This is a genomic window from Gallintestinimicrobium sp. (assembly GCF_046968865.1).
GTDB lineage: Bacteria > Bacillota > Clostridia > Lachnospirales > Lachnospiraceae > Gallintestinimicrobium > Gallintestinimicrobium propionicum.
Map to the genome: position 1 here is coordinate 117,904 of NZ_JBKVPW010000002.1, position 21,073 is coordinate 138,976.

17 protein-coding genes and 1 other annotated feature are annotated in these 21,073 nt (G+C 50.0%); of the genes, 15 read left to right on the forward strand and 2 right to left on the reverse strand.

The genetic code is table 11. From position 1 onward, the window contains the following. Positions 1–137: 137 nt before the first annotated feature. Positions 138–3,029: a transglycosylase domain-containing protein gene (locus tag ACLTOQ_RS02365; protein ID WP_412279652.1), complete on the reverse strand. Its 2,892-nt coding sequence runs from the start codon at positions 3,027–3,029 to the stop codon at positions 138–140. A gap of 193 nt (positions 3,030–3,222) precedes the next feature. On the opposite strand from ACLTOQ_RS02365, the gene ACLTOQ_RS02370 reads away from it, so the two are divergent. The 3 genes from ACLTOQ_RS02370 (at position 3,223) to ACLTOQ_RS02380 (ending at position 5,631) form a co-directional block, all read left to right on the forward strand. After that, positions 3,223–3,903: a YigZ family protein gene (locus ACLTOQ_RS02370; RefSeq protein ID WP_337598604.1), complete on the forward strand. Its 681-nt coding sequence runs from the start codon at positions 3,223–3,225 to the stop codon at positions 3,901–3,903. Continuing rightward, positions 3,900–4,655 (forward strand): exodeoxyribonuclease III, encoded by a 756-nt coding sequence (locus ACLTOQ_RS02375; protein WP_021916367.1) that lies wholly within the window; start codon positions 3,900–3,902, stop codon positions 4,653–4,655. The genes ACLTOQ_RS02370 and ACLTOQ_RS02375 overlap by 4 nt, the downstream gene beginning before the upstream one ends. Before the next feature lie 307 nt (positions 4,656–4,962). Further along, positions 4,963–5,631, forward strand: coding sequence for a PBECR4 domain-containing protein (locus tag ACLTOQ_RS02380; RefSeq protein WP_021916366.1), 669 nt, complete (start codon positions 4,963–4,965; stop codon positions 5,629–5,631). Positions 5,632–5,743: 112 nt separating this feature from the next. On the opposite strand, the gene typA is transcribed toward ACLTOQ_RS02380, so the two are convergent. Beyond that, positions 5,744–7,576: a translational GTPase TypA gene (typA, locus tag ACLTOQ_RS02385; protein WP_021916365.1), complete on the reverse strand. Its 1,833-nt coding sequence runs from the start codon at positions 7,574–7,576 to the stop codon at positions 5,744–5,746. A gap of 299 nt (positions 7,577–7,875) precedes the next feature. On the opposite strand from typA, the gene ACLTOQ_RS02390 reads away from it, so the two are divergent. From ACLTOQ_RS02390 to ispG, 12 genes are all read left to right on the forward strand, one after another. Beyond that, on the forward strand, positions 7,876–8,502 hold the full coding sequence (locus ACLTOQ_RS02390) for a single-stranded DNA-binding protein (RefSeq protein ID WP_117961044.1): 627 nt from the start codon (positions 7,876–7,878) through the stop codon (positions 8,500–8,502). Between the two features lie 105 nt (positions 8,503–8,607). Further along, the gene (locus ACLTOQ_RS02395) at positions 8,608–9,087 is read left to right on the forward strand and encodes a cob(I)yrinic acid a,c-diamide adenosyltransferase (RefSeq protein WP_021916364.1); all 480 of its coding nucleotides are present in this window, start codon (positions 8,608–8,610) and stop codon (positions 9,085–9,087) included. A 147-nt stretch (positions 9,088–9,234) separates the two neighbouring features. After that, on the forward strand, positions 9,235–10,119 hold the full coding sequence (gene dapA / locus ACLTOQ_RS02400) for a 4-hydroxy-tetrahydrodipicolinate synthase (RefSeq protein WP_021916363.1): 885 nt from the start codon (positions 9,235–9,237) through the stop codon (positions 10,117–10,119). Between the two features lie 119 nt (positions 10,120–10,238). After that, positions 10,239–11,000 carry a 4-hydroxy-tetrahydrodipicolinate reductase gene (dapB, locus tag ACLTOQ_RS02405; RefSeq protein WP_337598025.1) on the forward strand — a complete coding sequence of 254 codons (762 nt, stop codon included), beginning with the start codon at positions 10,239–10,241 and terminating at the stop codon, positions 10,998–11,000. 63 nt (positions 11,001–11,063) lie between these two features. Beyond that, complete coding sequence (locus tag ACLTOQ_RS02410; RefSeq protein WP_021916361.1) at positions 11,064–13,034, forward strand: fructose-bisphosphatase class III; 1,971 nt, start codon at positions 11,064–11,066, stop codon at positions 13,032–13,034. A 373-nt stretch (positions 13,035–13,407) separates the two neighbouring features. Continuing rightward, positions 13,408–14,184 carry a phosphoribosylformimino-5-aminoimidazole carboxamide ribotide isomerase gene (hisA, locus tag ACLTOQ_RS02415; protein ID WP_412272278.1) on the forward strand — a complete coding sequence of 259 codons (777 nt, stop codon included), beginning with the start codon at positions 13,408–13,410 and terminating at the stop codon, positions 14,182–14,184. A gap of 141 nt (positions 14,185–14,325) precedes the next feature. Next, positions 14,326–14,567 (forward strand) — a binding site (T-box leader). A gap of 152 nt (positions 14,568–14,719) precedes the next feature. Then, on the forward strand, positions 14,720–15,814 hold the full coding sequence (locus tag ACLTOQ_RS02420; protein WP_337598024.1) for an ABC transporter substrate-binding protein: 1,095 nt from the start codon (positions 14,720–14,722) through the stop codon (positions 15,812–15,814). A gap of 32 nt (positions 15,815–15,846) precedes the next feature. Continuing rightward, on the forward strand, positions 15,847–16,764 hold the full coding sequence (locus ACLTOQ_RS02425) for an ABC transporter permease (protein WP_117961056.1): 918 nt from the start codon (positions 15,847–15,849) through the stop codon (positions 16,762–16,764). After that, the gene (locus ACLTOQ_RS02430) at positions 16,757–17,530 is read left to right on the forward strand and encodes an ABC transporter ATP-binding protein (RefSeq protein ID WP_262585542.1); all 774 of its coding nucleotides are present in this window, start codon (positions 16,757–16,759) and stop codon (positions 17,528–17,530) included. The genes ACLTOQ_RS02425 and ACLTOQ_RS02430 overlap by 8 nt, the downstream gene beginning before the upstream one ends. Before the next feature lie 329 nt (positions 17,531–17,859). Continuing rightward, positions 17,860–18,642 (forward strand): PP2C family protein-serine/threonine phosphatase, encoded by a 783-nt coding sequence (locus tag ACLTOQ_RS02435; protein WP_262585543.1) that lies wholly within the window; start codon positions 17,860–17,862, stop codon positions 18,640–18,642. After that, positions 18,636–19,778 (forward strand): serine/threonine-protein kinase, encoded by a 1,143-nt coding sequence (locus ACLTOQ_RS02440; RefSeq protein ID WP_262585581.1) that lies wholly within the window; start codon positions 18,636–18,638, stop codon positions 19,776–19,778. Before ACLTOQ_RS02435 ends, ACLTOQ_RS02440 begins: the two co-directional genes overlap by 7 nt. 210 nt (positions 19,779–19,988) lie before the next feature. After that, positions 19,989–21,050, forward strand: coding sequence for a flavodoxin-dependent (E)-4-hydroxy-3-methylbut-2-enyl-diphosphate synthase (gene ispG, locus ACLTOQ_RS02445; RefSeq protein WP_021916353.1), 1,062 nt, complete (start codon positions 19,989–19,991; stop codon positions 21,048–21,050). The last annotated feature ends 23 nt before the right edge of the window (positions 21,051–21,073 follow it).

Sequence of the window (21,073 nt, forward strand, 5' to 3'; positions counted from 1 at the left end):
TTGTCATGAATAAAAATAAGTAAAAAAGAGCTCCTGTTGGAATCATACCACGAAAGCAAGTGTGGTTTCCAACAGGAGCTTTTTGCTCGATAGGAAATAGATGCTATTTTTAGTTCCAGATATGCGCTGTAAGCGCGTTAGTTTGCATTTCCATCATCGACAGGGACATTGTCGGCTGCGCTGCCGTCGGAAGACGGTGCAGCTGCGGCAGACTGTGTCTGGACAGAGGTTTGTGCGGCATTTAACTGATTGATCTGTGCGTTGAGGCTGTCGATTCGGTGCTGTGCCTCATCGACAGCGCTCTGTGCAGCCGCTTTTGCATTGTCATCGGCAGCCGCTGCAAGTTCTTGATCTGCAATCGCCTTGTCCTCTACTGCGGTCTGGAGCTGCTGCTGCAGGCTTACGAGCAGAGCTTCGTACTGTGCAGAGTTGCTGCGCAGCTGAAGCTCGAGCCGTTCCTGCTCGATGATCTGATCTGCACCGGGGGTTGCCATGAAGACAGAGCTGTGCTCGCAGACCCTCTGGGAATCCTCGGAGGTCACCTGACCGGTCAGGATACGTTCGTTTTCCGGAAGCATTTCCAGAGTACCCTCCGTTGCAAAGGGGCAGGCATCTGCTGCGGGAAGACCGCTGTAGGCGCAGACACTACCCTGATAGTGTACGTCACAGGTTTCGGTCGGAACCGTATCTACAGCAAAATATTCTGTCTTTAAGGTTTCACCGCAGAGTGCGGTCGGCAGCTTGCCAGACTGCGCGCAGACAGTCTGAGCGACGATATCGGCAGGCTGGGAGAAGGATTTGTTTTCCAGACCTTCATGCACCTGACTCATGACTGCTTTCCAGAGCTTCTTTGCAAGGCTTCGTTCTTCGCCCTTGCGCAGCTTTGTGTTGTTGTCATAACCTGTCCAGGTCGTACAGGTGTAGTACGGTGTGTAGCCGGAGAACCAGATATCGTTATAATCGGACGTCGTACCGGTTTTACCGGCGATGGACATGCCGCCGAAGTTGACAGCAGTACCGGTACCGGAGGTGACAACATCCTGCATTGCGCTCGTTAAGAGGAATGCGGTGGAGGGCTTGATGACCTGCGTACCCTCGGTGCTGGTGTTATCCAAAATAACGTTGCCGTCGTGATCTTTTACAATCGTATACAGCTTGGGTCTGATATACTGCCCGCCGTTTGCGATGGTGGCATAGGAGGCGTTTAATTCGATGTTTTTTACACCATATGTGATACCTCCAAGGGCGAGGGCCTGCTGGACGTCGGAGAAAATCTTGCCGTTTTTCTCTACGCCGTCTACCAGCGTGGTAAAGCCGAATTTCTGTAAATATTCATAGCCAAGACGGGGAGTGATTTGCGTCAGGACCTTTACCGTAACGATATTTAAGGAGTCCCGGATACCATCCCGCAGGGAACAGATGCCGCGGTAGCCGCTGGAATACCAGTTGGATACCGGTCTGCCATTGTCATAGTTGAAGGGACCGTCGACCTCGACATCCGCGAGAGTCATGCCGGCGCTGTCCAGCGCGGGCGCGTAGGTGGAGACGATCTTAAAGGTGGAACCCGGCTGACGGACCGCATCGGTGGAGCGGTTCAGAGTCAGGTTTCCTTCCTTGGTGCCGCGGCCGCCGATCATGGCAACGACATAGCCCGTGGACTGATCCTCAATCGTTAAGGAAATCTGGGGCTGGGGCGTCAGGGTGATGGATTCGCCGATAATTTCCGCACTGTCGGGAATCGTAGCAGCCTTATAAGCCTCGATCGCTTCATTCGCCTCTTCCTGAGAGCTGTACAGGAGGTTGAAGTTTTTGTCGCCGTTTTCCTGATAATAGGATTTGTACTTTTCCGAGCTGATGTTGACGATGCCGCCTTCCTCCTCAGAATCAGGATCGCGGTAGGTCAGCTGGTAGCTTAGCAGCCAGCGCGTGCCGTCCGGATAGAGGGATTCGTCAGAAGCAACGGAGTCACAGATCGCCTGAATATCGGGATCCATGGCGGAGAAAATGCTCAGACCGCCGGAATAAACCATGACGTAAGCCTGGGTTTCGGTATAGCCGGCTGCGATCAGGTCTTCGGTTACGGCTTCTTTGACTGCATCCGCATAGTAAGAGTCTACGGAAGAATCTCCGCCGACTTCGAGGTTGGCGGTCTGGATTCTGCGGTATAAGCTGTCAGTATCCGATTCCGCCTCGTCGTACTGCGCCTGTGTGATATAGCCCTGCTCAAGCATGTTGGTCAGCACCTTTTCACGGCGATCCTGGTTTTTGTCAGGATGGGTCAGCGGATTATACTTGGACGGGTTCTGGGTGATTCCGGCGATGGTTGCGCATTCGGAAAGGCTTAACTCCCAGACGTTTTTGTTGAAATAACGCTTGGAGGCAGCCTGTACGCCCAGCGTGTTCTGGCCCAGGTTGATCGTGTTCATGTATTGTTCCAGGATCTTGGATTTGTCGTTGGTATCTTTTTCCAGCTGAATCGCAAGATACTGCTCCTGGACTTTTCGCTTGATTCGTTCGCCCAGCGTCTTTTCCTGAGTCCAGGTCGTCAGAACGGTATTTTTGATCAGCTGCTGGGTGATGGTGCTGGCACCCTCCTGCCGTTTGAAGCCGGTCTTTACGGCGGTTACGCCGGCACGGAGAATCCCCATGATGTCGATACCGTTGTGCTGGTAAAAACGCTCATCCTCGATGGCGACAAAGGCGTTTGCCAGATCGGTGGGAATCTGATCCATCGTAACGGGGACACGGTTGGAGTCCTCGGCGATCAGCTTCGCCATCTGGTTTCCCTTGCTGTCATAAATAAAGGAAGAGTATCGGGTGGGAGTTGCATCCTCCAGTGTGATGGTAGGTGCAGAATCTATAATCCCCTTGAAAACCCCCAGTCCGGCGCAGATGCCGATAATTCCGATTGCAATGACGCATAAAAGCAGCACCTTGGAAAAGGTGAGCAGGCATTTGCGTCCGAGCTTCGAAGATGTGGACTGGAGTGCTTTCTTTTTCTGTTTTACACTCTTTTTGCCATAATTCATGCAATGAAACCTCCTTGGTTTTGGACATTACCTCCCCTGATTATAGCAAAATCGGGCAGGTAAATAAAGGTTTTTCTGCCATATTAAGATATTGTTCACAAAAAGAAATGCTGTTATACTGGTTGGGAAGCGGGAAACGCCTGTCAGCGGACAGATGAGAAACCGCAGGGCAGCTGTAGAATGGAGAATTTTTATGGAAGAAAAAGAAACGGTCAGGGAGCCTTACCGGATGGTGCTGGAGGGCGGTCAGGCAGAGCTGGTGGAAAAAAAATCGCGCTTTATCGCAAACGTCCGTCCGGTCGAATCCGAAGCAGAGGCGGTTGCGTTTATTGATGAGATGAAGAAAAAATACTGGGACGCCCGGCATAATTGCTCGGCGTTTGTCATCGGCACGAAAGCGGAGCTGACGCGCTGCAGCGACGATGGCGAGCCCTCCGGGACGGCGGGACGTCCGATGCTGGAGGTGCTTTTAGGCGAGGGCGTAAGAAACGTCGCAGTCGTTGTGACGCGGTATTTCGGCGGCGTGCTGCTGGGCACCGGCGGACTGGTGCGCGCCTATTCCGGCGCTGTAAAAGAAGGAATTGCCGCGTCCAAAATCGGGACGATGCGTTACGGCGTCCGTTTAAAAATCTGCACAGACTATAATGGAATCGGAAGGATTCAGTACATCCTGCGCCAGAACGGTCTGGAAGCGGAGGACACGGTTTACACGGATCAGGTGGAGCTGACGGTGCTGCTTGCGGCAGAGTGTGTGCCCGGATTGAAAAAAGAAATTACAGAGGCAACCGCAGCGAAGGCTGGCATCGAAGAGGTGGAGAAGCTGTATTTCGTGGCGGCTGAGCATAGTTGTAATAGAAATGGAGAATTGGGATGAAATTGATTTCATGGAATGTGAATGGGCTTCGCGCCTGTATGACAAAGGGCTTTATGGATTTTTTCAACGAGGCGGACGCCGATATTTTCTGTTTGCAGGAGACGAAGCTTCAGGCGGGGCAGATCGAGATGAAGCTGCCGGGCTATGAACAGTTCTGGAATTATGCGGAGAAAAAGGGCTATTCCGGGACGGCGATTTTTACAAAGCAGAAACCTCTGTCGGTCGCATACGGCATCGGAATTGAGGAACACGATCACGAGGGCAGAGTAATCACGCTGGAATACCCGGACTATTATGTGGTTACAGTGTATACACCCAATTCCCAGGACGGTCTGGCTCGGCTGGATTATCGGATGAAATGGGAGGACGACTTTTTCGCGTATTTGAAGAAGCTGGAAGAGAACAAGCCGGTGATTTTCTGCGGAGACTTGAATGTTGCGCACAAGGAGATTGATTTAAAGAACCCGAAAACCAACCGTAAAAACGCGGGCTTTACGGATGAAGAGCGCTCAAAGATGACAAAGCTGCAGGAGAATGGCTTTATCGATACGTTCCGGTATTTTTATCCGGATCAGGAGGGCATCTATTCCTGGTGGTCGTACCGCTTCCAGGCGCGCAGCAAAAATGCTGGATGGAGAATTGATTATTTTATGACGTCAGAAAGTTTGAAAGACAGACTGGAGGATGCGAAGATCGACACAACGGTTCTGGGATCGGATCACTGCCCGGTGGAGCTGATTTTGAAGGATTAAAAAATTTCTGCTGGGGATAAAAATATGAAAAATTTTGGAATCAGTTGATATTCCAGGATGTTTTGTGTATAATATAAATACCAAGAGAAAACTCTCTTCCTGGAAACAGGACACGAAGCATAAGGTGTTTGCTTCCGTTGCACTGGCAACGTTAAAACTTTGCATTTACTCTTCAGCCAGAGAATAATAAGGTCGGACGGGTGAAAGGCTCGTAAAGTGGTGGCAAAGCACCGGAACGAAACCAGTTTTGCAGGTAAAATGGAGAAACCTTTGATACAAAGGTTTCTCTTTTACGTTAAGGAGAATAATGAAATACGGCATAAAAAACGAAAAAATATTGACGTCGGAAGAGGTGTTGGCGATCCTGCATCGCAGTGCCGTCCGATATTCCGAATATGCTGATACGACACTGCTATTTCTGTTTCGGGAAAAGAAAACGGAAGGTTATAATTTTTATGAGGTCAGATTTGGAAAGCATAATTTCATGCACCTGGCGGGAATGAAAAGTGAAATGTTCAATGCGGTCGAATTTTATGAAGCATGTCTGAATGGAATGGTGACACAAAAGGCATGCACTCCGCGGAGAGACAGGAAAACGATGTATTCCAAGCTGGCTGTTTTGGAGCAGATGTTGGATTTACGAAACAGCAAATGTTATAAAATTGGAGAAAAAGATTTAGTAACACGCGAGAATGATTTTGAAATGGCTACCGGAAATGCGAACGGAGTCATTGGGTATGATGCGCGCATAAAAATAAAAGGAAGCGATAAAGTGGACAGAGCCAAAGCGGCGATTCCGACCACTTTACTGAACGCTCCGATCACAGCATATTGCTCCAGACCAGACAAGATTATGTTTATTCTGCAAAAATCAGATAGGGAAAATACATATAGCAGATTGTTTTATGAAATCAAAAAAGGGCTGTTTCAAACCGAAAAGGAAAGAATTAAGGAACAGTTAAAGATAGATTTATAGTAGTAAAAAAGGAACTTTTAGAAGTAGCGCCCTAAAAAAGGAACCTTTCAAATTTTCTTACGGAAATTTGAAAGTAGCGCAAAAAAGAGAGCCTTGCGGCTCTCTTTTTTGCTTACTTGTTCTGGATTGCAGCACGCTTGCGCATGGTGTGATCCAGGATTTTTTTACGGATTCTGAGAGACTTTGGAGTTACCTCCAGAAGCTCGTCTGTGTCGATGAAGTCCAGTGCCTGCTCCAGGCTTAAAATGCGCGGAGGGGAAAGGCGCAGGGCATCGTCGGCGCTGGAAGAACGGGTGTTAGTCAGCTTCTTGGTCTTGCAGACATTGACTTCGATGTCTTCACTGCGACCGGTCTGACCGATAACCATTCCGGCGTAAACCTTTTCACCGGCTCCGATAAACAGTGTGCCGCGCTCCTGTGCATTGAACAGACCGTAGGTGATGGCATCGCCTGCCTCGAATGCGATCAGGGAGCCCTGCTTGCGGTACTGGATATCGCCCTTGTAAGGCGCATAGCTGTCAAATATAGCGTTCATGATACCGTTGCCCTTGGTGTCGGTCATGAACTCACCACGGTAGCCGATCAGACCGCGGGAAGGAATCATGAATTCCAGGCGGGTCGTGCCGCTGTGGCCGGGGGTCATGTTGACCAGTTCGCCCTTTCTCTGACCGAGCTTTTCGATAACGTTTCCGGCAAACTCTTCCGGAACATCGATATATACCTGTTCCATAGGCTCGAGCTTGTGACCCTTTTCATCATAATGGTACAGAACCTCAGCCTTGCTGACTGCAAACTCATAGCCCTCACGGCGCATGTTCTCGATCAGGACGGACAGATGCAGCTCGCCGCGTCCGGATACCTTAAAGCTATCGGTGGAATCTGTTTCTTCCACGCGAAGGGAAACGTCAGTATTTAATTCGCGGAACAGACGCTCTCTCAAATGACGGCTGGTGATGAATTTTCCTTCTTTGCCGGCAAGGGGAGAGTCGTTTACCATGAAGTACATTGCAATGGTAGGCTCGGAAATTTTCTGGAACGGAATTGCGTTGGGCGCATCGGGAGAGCAGAGCGTGTCTCCGATGTGCAGGTCTGCAATACCGGAAATTGCAACGATGGAGCCGATACCCGCCTCGCGGACTTCTACTTTATTCAGACCGTCAAACTCGTAAAGCTTGCTGACCTTTACGCGCTTGGTGGAGTCGGGATCGTGATGGTTGACGATGACAACCTCCTGATTGACGGAAACCTTGCCATTATCCACTTTGCCGACGCCGATTCTGCCGACGTATTCGTTGTAGTCAATGGTACTGATCAACAGCTGCAGACCAGCATCCGGATCGCCCTCAGGAGCGGGAATGTAGTCCAGGATCGTGTCGAACAGAGGCTTCATATCCTTATTCTTAACGGTCAGGTTCGTCGTCGCACTGCCGTTTTTCGCGGATGCGTAAACAAAGGGGCAATCCAGCTGCTCGTCAGTAGCATCCAGCTCTAAGAACAGCTCCAGAACTTCATCCTGTACTTCCAGCGGACGCGCTTCGGGACGGTCGCACTTGTTGATGCAGACGATAACGGGAAGCTGCAGTTCCAGGGCTTTGCGCAGAACGAAACGGGTCTGCGGCATGGGACCTTCGAATGCGTCTACAACGAGGATAACGCCGTTTACCATTTTCAGGACACGTTCTACCTCGCCGCCGAAATCGGCATGTCCGGGAGTGTCGATGATATTGATCTTTGTGCCGTTGTAGGTAACGGCTGTATTTTTAGAAAGGATGGTGATACCGCGTTCGCGCTCAATGGCATTGGAGTCCATCACACGTTCTGCCACTTCCTGATTGGCACGGAACACACCGCTTTGCTTTAACAGCTCATCAACCAGCGTGGTTTTGCCGTGATCGACATGGGCGATAATGGCAACGTTTCTCACGTCTTCTCTTTTCTGTCTCATTTTTTCCTCACATTCCGCCGCCAAAGCGGCTTGTACTGCGGCATTCCGTCCGCGTATTTCATCATTTCCGGGTTTAAACGGTACAAGTATAGCACCGCTTTTTTTCTGATGCAACCATTAAAACGCCCAAAGAGCTGTTTTTCGACACAAAAATAAGGAAAAAACTGCCGGAAGCGGGCGCAGATGTCGGGAAAAGGAGAATTGTGCGCCTCCGTATATTCATAAATTAGGAAGAAACCCCATAAAATGGAATTACATGACAGGAAAAAATTCTTGTAACAAGAAGGGAGAACTTTAAAATGACAGATAAGGTAATTGAAAACAACCAGGCAGCAGTAATGGGCAAAATTATCAGCGGATTTACGTTTAGCCATGAGATTTTCGGTGAAGGCTTTTACATGATGGATGTGGAAGTCGCGCGGCTGAGCGAATCCTATGATATCATCCCGGTTATGGTATCGGAGCGCCTGATCGACGTGGATGCGAATTACGAGGGGGAATATGTAAGCATTTACGGACAGTTCCGTTCGTATAACCGCCATGAAGAACGCAGGAATAAGCTGATTTTATCTGTGTTTGCAAGGGAGATCACATTCGTGGATGAGTTGGAGGAAAGTGCGCGGACAAACCAGATTTATCTGGACGGTTATATCTGTAAGGAGCCGGTTTACCGTAAGACGCCGCTGGGTCGGGAGATCGCGGATGTGCTGCTGGCGGTCAACAGACCTTACGGAAAATCGGATTACATTCCCTGCATCTGTTGGGGCAGGAATGCCAGATATGCAGGCAGCTTTGAGGTTGGTGCCCATTGTGCGGTATGGGGACGGATCCAGAGCCGGGAATATATGAAAAAGCTTTCCGAGGATCAGCTGGAAAAGCGTATCGCTTATGAGGTATCGGTCAGCAAGCTGGAGCGGATGGACTGATATAGTTGCAGATTAGGGTAAGGTATGCTAGAATATCGACATCATATAGTATATCTGCGGCATTAAATGTTTACGAAAAGACAAATCGGGAAAGGAATTCCGACTATGGGCAGAGTTCAGATTTTTACAGGGGACGGCTATGGAAAAACGATGGCGGCACTCGGGGAAGCGTTGATTGCTGCCGCATCCGGCAAACGTGTAGTAGTGATTCAGTTTTTGAAGGGGAGAGGCCTGACGGATTCTACATTTGAGCGGCAGCTGGAACCGGAGATCAAAATCTTCCGGTTTGAGAAATCGGATGCTGACTTTTTATCTCTTCCGGAAGACAAACAGAGGGAAGAAGCACAGAATATTCGAAATGGTATCTGCTTTGCGAGAAAGGTGCTGACCACTGGTCAATGCGACCTGTTGGTACTGGATGAGGTGCTGGGGCTTGTGGACTGCGGGATCGTGCAGGAGCAGGAGTTGAGAGAACTGATCTTTCTGCGCGGTGCAGATACGGATGTGACATTGACTGGAATTCGGATGTGTGACAGCCTTTTGGGAATCGCTGACCATGTATCTGATATCGAACAAATTAAATAAAAACAGACCCGCGCTGAATGGAGCTTCTCTACAGCGCGGGTTTTGTTTTTCCCTGTTGATTGACAGTCAAGGCGCAGGGTGCTATGATAATTCTATATAAAATCTGTTAGAAAGCAAGGCGGCCGGACGGCTCGCAAGGAGGTTTATATGGCAATTTTTGAAGGTGCCGGAGTAGCGATTATCACCCCGTTTCATACGGATGGTTCGATTGATTATGATAAATTTGGCGAAGTGATTGAACAGCAGATCGCAAATCAGACAGACGCGATCATTGTGTGCGGTACAACCGGTGAATCTGCGACGATGACGCATGAGGAGCATCTGGATGTGATCCGCTATTGTGTGGAGAAGGTGGCACATCGGATTCCTGTTGTGGCAGGAACCGGCTCGAACTGCACGGAGACGGCGGTTTATCTTTCCCAGGAAGCGGAGAAGATCGGTGCAGACGGGCTTCTTGTTGTAACTCCTTACTACAATAAAGCGACTCAGAATGGTCTGTATCAGCATTTTAAGATGGTTGCGGATTCTGTAAAGCTGCCGATCCTGTTATATAACGTTCCGTCCCGTACCGGTACGACGCTGCAGCCGGAGACGATCGTGCGCCTGTGCAGGGATGTGGAAAATATCGTCGGTGTCAAGGATGCAACGGGGAATATCAGCCAGACAGCTCATCTCATGAGCATCGCAGATGGCTGCGTGGATCTCTATTCCGGTGAGGATGCGATTATTGTTCCGATGCTTTCTCTGGGAGCAAAGGGCGTGATTTCTGTTTTGTCAAATGTTGCGCCGCAGGAAACACACCAGATCTGTAGCCTTTATTTTGAAGGAAAGGTAAAAGAAAGCTGTGAGCTGCAATTAAAGGCAGTTCCCCTTGTAGAAGCGCTTTTCTGTGAAGTGAATCCGATCCCGGTCAAGAAGGCGATGCAGTTAAAGGGCATGTGCACCGGAACCCTGCGGATGCCGCTGACAGAGATGGAAGAGGCAGATGCGGCAAGACTTGAACGTGAAATGAAAAAATTTGGTGTATTATAAGGGCTTTTTGACAGGCCGGGACATAAAGTGCTCCGGTCTGTTTTACATTTCAGGATTGCGAGGGTTACAGCAGAGCAATCCACAGAGAGGAAATCCAGGTTCAGAACAAGGAGGATAACATGGTCAGAGTAATTATGCACGGCTGCAATGGCCGCATGGGACAGGTCATTACGGAGATGATCGCAAAGGAAGCAGAGATGGAGATCGTTGCGGGGGTGGATGTGAGTGATTCTGTCCATAATACCTATCCGGTATTTAAAACCCTGAAGGACTGTGATGTAGAAGCGGACGTTGTGATCGATTTTGCAAATGCGAAGGCAGTGGACGGGCTGCTGGATGTCTGTGTAGAAAGAAATCTTCCCTGTGTGCTTTGCACCACCGGACTTTCGGAAGAACAGCTTGCACATGTCAAAGAGGCTTCCGGCAAGGTTGCGATCCTGCGCTCTGCAAATATGTCCATGGGCATCAATCTTTTGATGAAGCTGTTAAAGGATGCGGTTCCGGTGCTGGCAGCGGCAGGCTATGATATGGAAATCGTGGAAAAGCATCATAACCAGAAGCTGGATGCCCCCAGCGGCACGGCGATTGCGCTGGCGGACGTCATGAATCAGGCGGCTGGCGGCGATTACGAATATGTTTACGACAGATCGACCCGCAGGGAGAAGCGCCCGGAAAAGGAAATCGGTATTTCTGCAGTGCGCGGCGGGACGATTGTCGGCGACCATGACGTGATTTTTGCAGGTCAGGATGAGGTCATTACCTTTTCTCATATGGCATATTCCAGAAAGCTGTTCGCAACAGGCGCAGTTTCCGCGGCAAGGTTCCTGGCAGGTAAGCCTGCAGGTATGTACGATATGAGCCGCGTGATCGAGGGAAAATAAGACAGAAAGCAACTGTTGACGGTGAAACCGGGGGAGCCGCCAGGCGGCAGATAGAGAGGGCGTATGGATAATAATTTTGAGTACAGGGTTTATTTGAAAAGCTTGTCGAAACAGTTTCCGACCATTGCGGACGCTGCGACGGAGATTATCAACCTGCAGGCGATTTTGAGTCTGCCCAAAGGCACGGAGCATTTTCTGACAGATATTCACGGAGAATATGAGCAGTTCAATCATGTGTTGAAAAACGGCTCCGGATCCGTGCGCAGAAAGATCGACGAGGAGTTCGGCAACACGCTGAGTGTCAAGGACAAAAGAAGCCTTGCGACGCTGATTTATTATCCTCAGGAAAAGCTGGAGCTGGTCTGTCAGGAGGAAGAGGATCAGGATGTGCTGGAGGATTGGTTCAAGATCACGATTCACCGGCTGGTGCAGATGACCAAACGCGTTTCTTCCAAATATACCCGCTCCAAGGTGCGCAAGGCGCTGCCCCACGATTTTTCCTATGTCATCGAAGAGCTGATTACCGAAAAAGAAGAAATTCAGGACAAAGAGCTTTACTATAACGAAATTATCAATACGATTATCCGGATCGGCAGGGCACCGGAATGTATTATCGCGCTCTGCAACCTGATTCAGCGCCTTGTCATCGACCACCTGCATATCGTCGGAGATATCTATGACCGCGGCAAGGGACCTCATGTCATCATGGATACCCTGAGTGCATATCATTCTGTGGATATCCAGTGGGGAAATCACGATATTGTGTGGATGGGTGCAGCCAGCGGGCAGACGGCATGTATGGCGACGGTACTGCGGATTTCCGCTCGTTACGGCAATCTGGACACGCTGGAAGAGGGCTATGGTATTAACCTGATCCCCCTGGCGACCTTTGCACTAAAGACTTATGAAAATTCGGACTGCAGCGTATTTTCCATCAAATACGGGGCAGATTACGATGTCAAGGACTTAAAGCTCGACATGATGATGCACAAGGCGATCGCCATCATTCAGTTCAAGCTGGAGGGACAGCTGATCCTGGCACATCCGGAATATCACATGGATGACCGGCTGCTGCTGGATAAGATCGACTTTGAAAAAGGAACTGTCCGTATCGGAGATAAGGAATATGAAATGCTGGATTCTGATTTTCCGACTGTCGATCCGAAGGATCCGTATCGTCTGACGGCAGAGGAGGAGCAGGTAGTAGAGCGCCTGCGGCATGCCTTTGTTCATTGCGAGAAGCTCCAGAAGCATGTGCGCTTCCTGTTTGCCAAGGGCAGCATGTATAAGATCTTTAATTCCAACCTGCTCTATCATGGCTGTGTGCCGATGGACGAGGACGGAAATTTTGAACAGATCAATGTGTATGGCAAGCTCTGCAGCGGCAAAAAGCTTTACGAGGTGCTGGAAACCTATGCCCGCAAGGGATATTACTCTCAGGATAAGGAAGAACGCAGAAAAGGGCGTGATACCCTCTGGTATATCTGGGCGGGTCCGAAGTCTCCGGTATTCGGCAAGGATAAAATGGCGACCTTTGAACGATATTTCATCGCAGATAAGGAAACACATAAGGAAACGAAAAACGCTTATTATCGCCTGTATGATAACGAGGAGATTTTAAATAAGATCCTGCGGGAATTTGGACTGGATGAGCATCGTTCCCATATTATTAACGGTCATGTTCCGGTGGAGATCAAGCGTGGGGAGACGCCGATCAAATGTAACGGAAAGTTACTGATTATCGATGGCGGCTTTTCCAAGGCTTATCAGGGAAAAACTGGAATCGCAGGCTATACCCTTGTTGCCAATTCTCACGGCATGAATCTGGTGGAGCACAGGCCCTTCGTTTCCGCAGAGGATGCGATCCGAAACGAAACGGACATGGTATCGGACAATATCCTGATCGAAACGGCAAAACGAAGAATTCTTGTGGCAGATACGGATATTGGACGCGAGCTAAAGGAGAGTATCGGGCATCTGGAAAAGCTTCTGAACGCTTATCGGGATGGTATTCTGATCGAAAAAGGAATCTGACCGGACAGACGCCATATCGTCCGGGTGTTTGGTGGACTTTTCGCTCTGACAGGAGGAAGCCTGCAGAACGATGCCTGTAAGCAGCAACAGGAGGATGGGACGGATGGAATAATTGCGTTTCATGAAATTCCTCGTTTCTGGGTGGATGTTAGTTTGAAACATAAGCGTGATCACTTATGCTTCTCACAGCTATGGATCGCACGCGGTTTTTTGGCACAAAGCGCCTGCGGAATAGGGATTAAAATGCGGGACGCAGCGGCAGTGCCTGTATGCAGTATCTGCATGAAGACGGATTTTATACCCGGCGCGAAGCAGAACGTCCGGTCGGTTGGAGCATGAACAGCGCCGCAGACAGCGGCAGAATGGGAGCATCATGGAATTAAGACCCTGTATTGACATTCATAACGGCAAGGTAAAGCAGCTGGTGGGCGGCAGCATTCAGGATCAGGGAGACTCTGCGCAGGAGAATTATATTTCCAGCCAGGATGCGGCGTGGTACGCACGCCTGTTTCAGGAAAAAGGCTTGAAAAATGGTCATGTCATCCTGTTAAACAGCAAAGACAGCGCTTATTACGAGCAGACCAGGCAGCAGGCACTTTCTGCGCTGCAGGCATATCCGGGCGGTCTGCAGGTCGGTGGCGGGATCACCGCAGAAAATGCCCGGGAGTATCTGGATGCAGGTGCATCCCATGTCATTGTGACATCCTATGTATTTCGAAATGGTGATATTTCATTTGAAAATCTGAACCGCATGATGGATGCTGTCGGCAAAAAGCGTCTGGTTCTGGATCTGAGCTGCCGCAAGAAAGATGGGAAGTATTATATCGTGACGGATCGCTGGCAAACCTATACGAGGGTCGCGCTTTCGGAAGAAATTCTGACGATGCTGTCTTCTTTCTGCGATGAATTTCTGATTCACGGAGTGGATGTGGAGGGAAAACGCAGCGGAATCGAGCAGGAGCTGATCGGGCTGCTGGGAAGATGGAACCGGATTCCGATCACCTACGCCGGAGGTATCCGCAGTCTGGAAGATATCGAACAGATTCGAAAAGCCGGACAGAATAAAATTCATATCACAGTCGGCAGCGCGCTGGACTTGTACGGCGGAGACCTGCCGTTTGAAAAAGTGCTGGCGGCGTGTGAACAGTAATGATGTAGAGGCGCAGTTTACCTGCGCCATTTGCAAAATCCCGTCTTGGATGCTTCCCGCTGTGCTGCAGGAGGAAATTGGAAAAATTTCAAACTGGGGATTGACTTTTTGACTGTAGTGAGGTACAGTATAGAAAACAAAGAGAAACCGATGAGAAAGAGGAGTACTCAGAGTCGCGAACATTACAGAGAGCTGCAGGCGGTGGGATTGCAGTATGGGAACATTTGAGGAATGGACTTTCGAGGCTGGCCCCGAACCAACAGTAGGTGCCGGCGGGATCCGGACCCGTTATCCGACCGGCGCATATGATAGTATGTGAACAGAGTGGACTGAAACAGTCAATTTGAGTGGCACCGCGATAATGAAACATTACCGTCTCAAGCAAAATGCTTGAGACGGTTTTCGTTTGTTTGGGAATAAATTCCCAGACAAACGAAGCCCTCCGGGCGGGAAGCTTCTCAAGCCACCACACTCGCATCCCCCTTCCTTTTCTTCTTTGTTTCAATCATCGTTTTTAGAAAAGGAGAACAACACAATGAAAAAGAAAGCAATGGCACTTACCGTAGCAGCAATGATGGCAGCAGCAATGATCACAGGATGCGGACAGACCGCAGCAACCACTGTTGAGACCGCAGCAGACACAACCGTGCAGACAGAAGAGAGCACCGCTGATACGGAAAGCACAGCAGCAGATACAGCGGCGGCAGACGGCGAAAGCTACACAATCGGTATTTCTCAGTTCGCAGAGCACGGCTCTCTGGACAACTGCAGAACCGGTTTTCTGGAAGGCTTAAAAGAAGCGGGCATCGAAGAGGGCGTGAACCTGACTGTTCTGTTTGACAATGCGCAGGCAGACACCGCGACAGCGAGCATGATTTCCGATAACTACGTTTCTCAGAAAGTGGATCTGATCTGTGCGATCGCAACTCCGTCCGCAATGAGCGCATACAATTCCTGCCTGGACAGCGATATTCCTGTTATTTACACCGCTGTATCCGATCCGGTCAGCGCAGGAATTGCAAAAGAAGATAAGACACCGGAGGGCAACATCACCGGTACCGCAGATACGCTTCCGGTAGAAGCACAGCTGAAAATGATCCGTGAGGTGCTTCCGGATGCAACAAAGATCGGTATCCTGTATACAACAAGCGAAGCAAACTCTCTGAGCACGATTGAAACCTACAAAGAGCTGGCTGACGATTACGGCTTTGAAATCGTAGAATCCGGCATCAATACACTGGCAGACGTCGATATGGCAGCGGCTGACCTCGCAGCAAAGGTAGACTGCATTTCCAACCTGACAGATAATACCGTAGTACAGGGTCTGCAGACCGTTCTGGCAAAAGCGAGCGCAGCGGGCATCCCGGTATTTGGTTCTGAAGTAGAACAGGTAAAGAACGGTTGCCTGGCAGCAGAAGGTATCGACTATGTAGCACTTGGCAAACAGACCGGAGCGATGGCAGCAAAGGTATTAAAGGGCGAGGCAGAGGCTTCCGACATGCCTTATGAAGCATGCGAGGGTGCAAACCTTTATATTAACACAGAAGTAGCAAGTGATCTTGGCATCACTTTCCCGGAAAACTACGAAGCGGACGCTGCAGAGGTTTTTGAAACCGTTACAGTAGAATAGAAGGACAGAAAGAAAAAGCAGGAGGTTCTGACATGGAACTGGTCATCAGTACACTCGAACAGGGTATGATCTACGGGATCATGGCGCTGGGAGTATATATCACTTATAAAATACTGGATTTCCCGGATCTGACGGTAGACGGCAGCTTTCCGATGGGAGCAGCGATTACGGCAGTCATGATTACAAATGGGGTTCCTGCAATTCTTACGCTTCCGGTGTGTTTCCTTGTAGGAGCGCTGGCAGGTGTACTGACTGGTCTGATCCATGTAAAACTCAAGGTAAGAGACCTGCTGAGCGGCATCATTATGATGACCGCTCTTTACACCGTCAATTTGCGGATCGCAGGCAGGGCGAACCTTCCGTTTTATAAAGAAGTAACTGTATTTGATAATAGTCTGGTCAACGGAATCTGCCAGGGAGCACTGGCGTCCTGGAAAATCGTACTCGTGATGGTTGTCATTACAGTTGCGGTAAAAGTGCTTTTAGACGCTTATCTAAAAACCGGATCCGGCTTTCTGCTCCGCGCAGTTGGCGATAACGCGTCGATTGTAACGGCGATGGGACGTGACCGTGGTAAAGTAAAAATTCTCGGACTTGCAATTGCAAACGGTCTGGTTACGTTGAGCGGATGCCTGTTTGCACAGCAGCAGCGCTGCTTTGAAATTTCGGTCGGAACCGGAACTGTAGTGGTCGGACTTGCGAGTGTAATTATCGGAACGAGTCTGTATCAGAAGTTAGAAGGAATCGGATCGATTTCCAAGGCGCTTCACAACGTGCGGGTTGGCATGGTAACGTTCAGCGTTGTGATCGGATCAATCCTTTACAAAGCCTGCGTTGCGATTGCACTTCGCATGGGATTAAAATCTACAGACTTAAAGCTGATTACGGCGGTACTGTTTTTAGTCATTCTGGTTGTCAGCATGGAACGAAAGGGGCGGAAAAATGCTTGAACTTTCCCATATCGATAAATATTATAATCCGGGCTCAGTCAATGAAATGTGCCTGTTTCAGGATTTTAACCTGACGATTCCAGACAGCCAGTTCGTGTCGGTGGTCGGCAGCAACGGCTCCGGCAAAACCTCCATGCTGAACCTGATCTGCGGCAGCATTTCGGCGGACGCAGGAAAGGTCATCGTAAACGGAACTGATATCACCGGTCAGAAAGAATATATGCGCCACCGCAAAATCGGCAGAGTATACCAGAACCCTTCTGCCGGGACGTGCCCGAATATGACGGTGCTGGAAAATATGGCGGTTGCGGATCTGAAAGAAAAAGGTTACGGATTGAACCGCTGTGTCAGAAAGAGCCGGGAAAATGCGTACCGCGAGATGCTTTCCGGTCTTGGACTTGGGCTGGAAGACAAGCTGGAAACAAAGGTCGGTTCCCTTTCCGGCGGACAGCGTCAGGTACTGGCGCTTCTGATGGCGACGATGACACCGATTGATTTCCTGATTCTGGATGAGCATACGGCGGCACTGGATCCCAGAACAGCGGAAATTGTCATGAAGCTGACGGATCAGATCGTCCGGGAAAAGAAAATGACGACGGTTATGGTAACGCACAACCTGCGCTATGCATTGGAATATGGGGACCGTATCCTGATGATGCATCAGGGAAAAATCGTTCTGGATAAAGTTGGGGAAGAAAAGAATCAGCTCAACACGGACGAGATCATGGGTATTTTCAACCGAATTAGCGTAGAGTGCGGAAACTGAGGCTGTTCGGATCAAAAAAAGGCAGGACAATGAGAGGCAATATCAAAAACTCATTGTCCCGCCTTTTTTTATGGCAATAGATTGTTTACAGAGTTTGCATTCGTATTACTACCGTATTTTTCACCGTTGACGGCGCATGCGCGGGACGATATAATACGGATATCGAAAGGTTTTTGGGCGTTCTATACAATAGCGTGTACCCTTGGCGGACATTCTATTGTCCTGTATAATCGCTGGCGGCGTTCTGTCGCAGGCTGCGGATATTCTGACCGCAGGGAAATTCAAAGAGCAATCATTGTTCCGGTCTTTGGAGAGAGACGGGAGGACGGATGGCGTATATCACGTCGTGGTATTGGAATAAAGGAGATTTTCGCAAGGTAAATGAGGATTCTTTTACGCTGCAGCGAGTTCGTGCACGCAAAAAGGAGCTCATATTTGCTGCGGTTTGCGACGGAATCGGCGGACTGCGGGCAGGAGAATGCGCGAGCGGTCTGGTTGCAGAGCAGCTGACGGAATGGTTTTACCGGGAAGGTTTTTGGAAAATGCGCTCTCTTTTCTGGACAAAACGGATGAAAAAGCGGGCACTCGACGCGCTTTTAGACATGCAGGAAAAGCTGGAGCGCTGCGAGCGGGAGGAAAAAATCTGCAGCGGAACGACAGTAACGATGGTGTTTGTTCGCGGACGCAGATTTGTACTGGTGCATCTCGGGGACAGCAGGGCGTATCAGCTTTGCCGCAAACGCTGCTTAAATCGGGAAAAACAGACCGGAACCAGGCAGCTTTCACAGGATCATGAAGAGGGCGGCGTGCTGCGCCGCTGCGTCGGGGCGTTTGGGCTGGAAGTGCCGCAATTGTATACAGGAACGCTGGACGACGGGGACATGCTGTTGTTGTGTACGGACGGATTTTATAAAAAAGCGCCTCCGGATTTTTTCCGAATCTGCCTGTACGAGGAACGGGAAGCAGGGCAACTGTATCGGCGGCTGAAAGGAATTGGGAGCTTTTTGACGGCCCAGGGGGAAAAGGACAATATGACAGCGGTACTGATCGGATATGAAAAGGAGGAATCTGTCTGGAAAAAGAACGAAAAATCGGTGAAAAATACATTTTAAAAGGAGAAACAGCGAGCGGGGGAACCGGAACCGTTTACCGGGCGTATGATCTGCGCCTGCAAAAGATTTGGGCGGCAAAAAAGGTCGGACGGGATTTTCCGATCCGGGAAGAATTTACGATGGGAAAGCTGGCAGATTCGGCGTTTCCGGGGATTGTGGATGTAGTAGAACAAGAGGAAGAGCGCTTTTTAATTATGGAATGGATTGAGGGGGAAACGCTGGCGGCGCAGATGGAACGAGACGGCGCCTTTGCAGAAGAAACGGTGATCGAGATCGGGATCTGTCTGGCAAAAGCGATTCAGAAGCTTCACCAGATGCAGCCACCGCTTTTGTATTTGGACTGCAAGCCGTCAAATGTGATGAAGGATTCCGATGGAAAAATCAGGCTGATCGATTTTGGCAGCGCGCTGGAAGCGCATACACCCGTGACAAAAGGCATTTCCGCGAGTCCTGGCTATGCGGCACCGGAGCAGCTGAGCCGGGAAATCGAAAAGCGCTGTGTGGATGTCCGGACAGATGTGTTCGGTCTGGGACGGACACTGTATGCGCTTTTGTGCGGGGCAGACCTTTCCAGACCGCCTTATGCGTTTGCGTCCCTGAAAAGCCGCTGTCCGCAGGTTGGCGATGAGCTGGAACAGATTATCATGCGTGCCACAGCCAGGGAGCCGGAAGCACGGTTTCAGACGATGGAGGCTTTTTTGCAGGTGCTTTTGGCGTTGCAGGAGGCTTGCACGGTAGATGATACAGGAAAGAAAGCACCGTTTTGGCAAAAAGTGCGTCGGAAGAAGACGGCGGACTGTGAAGTGCTGCAGAGCGTTCTCAGGACGGCAAAACCGCCGGGGAGGTGGATGTTTGCACTGCTGGCGGCGGTTCTGATGCTGCAGGGGGCGACCGTAGCTGCGAAGGCGGCAGGCGTAGATCGTGCAGCCGGTAAAATTCCGATCACCCTGCGGGATAGCAGTCTGCGAAAGCTCCTGATAAAAGAAAATGCCGCACTGTATACAGAAAAGCCGGTGTTTCTGGAATTAAACCCAAACACCCTTGGATGCGGGGACGAGGTGCGGGTTATGCTGAGTCTGTACAGTAGAAACGAAAAAATCGGAGAGTATGAGCTTGTGATGGGGCAGAAGCGCTGATGCGAAAAAGGTGCAGGGGCTTCCTTAAACCGGATGCATTTCGGGTGATGCACAGCTGTAGCGAGACGGCATTTTCGGGAGAAGTCTGCACGTCGGGCAGCAAAATTCGTTCGCCGGAAACCGATTGCACTGCCTGTGGGGAAGTGTTAAAATAAAAATAACTGGGCTTTTGAACAAAAAGAACGCGGAAGCGATAAAACGGAGGGCATTATGTACAGAGATCATACCAAAGTCGTAAAAATTGGAAACCGTGTAATCGGAGGCGGCAATCCGATCTTGATTCAGTCGATGACCAACACGCCGACCGAGGATGTGGCGGCGACGGTTGCGCAGATTCACAGACTGGAAGAGGTTGGTTGTGAAATTATCCGCTGCACCGTACCGACGCTGGAAGCTGCGAAAGCGATTTCTGAGATCAGAAAGCAGATTTCCATTCCGTTGGTTGCAGACATTCATTTCGATTATAAGATGGCAATCGCCGCGATGGAAAACGGAGCGGATAAAATCCGGATCAATCCCGGAAACATCGGCGGTGCAGACCGTGTAGCGGAAGTAGTGCGTGTTGCAAGGGAACGCAATATTCCGATCCGTGTCGGCGTAAACAGCGGTTCCCTCGAAAAAGATCTTGTAGAAAAATATCATGGCGTAACGGCAGAGGGGATTGTAGAGAGTGCGCTGGATAAGGTGCATATGATCGAAGACCTTGGCTATGACAACCTGGTTATCAGCATCAAGTCCTCCGATGTTATGATGTGCGTGCATGCGCATGAGCTGCTGGCAGGAAAGACACCTTATCCGCTGCATGTCGGCATTACGGAATCCGGTACGGTTCTTTCCGGTAATATCAAGTCTGCGATTGGTCTGGGACTGATTTTAAATCAGGGAATCGGCGATACGATCCGTGTATCCCTGACAGGGGACGTTGTAGAAGAGATCAAATCTGCGAAGCTGATTTTGCGGACGCTTGGACTGCGCAAAGGCGGTATTGAGGTTGTCAGCTGTCCGACCTGCGGACGCACGAAGATCGACCAGATCAGCCTCGCGAATCAGGTAGAAGCGCTTGCAGCGCAGTTTCCGAACCTGGATATCAAGGTTGCAGTCATGGGCTGTGTCGTAAACGGACCCGGCGAAGCAAAGGAAGCGGACCTGGGTATTGCAGGCGGCATCGGGGAAGGTCTGCTGATCAAAAAAGGGCAGATCATCCGCAAGATTCCGGAGGCAGAATTTATTCCGACTCTGCGGTATGAACTGGAGCACTGGAACGAACAGTAATCGTTTTTGGTGTAAAAGTATTT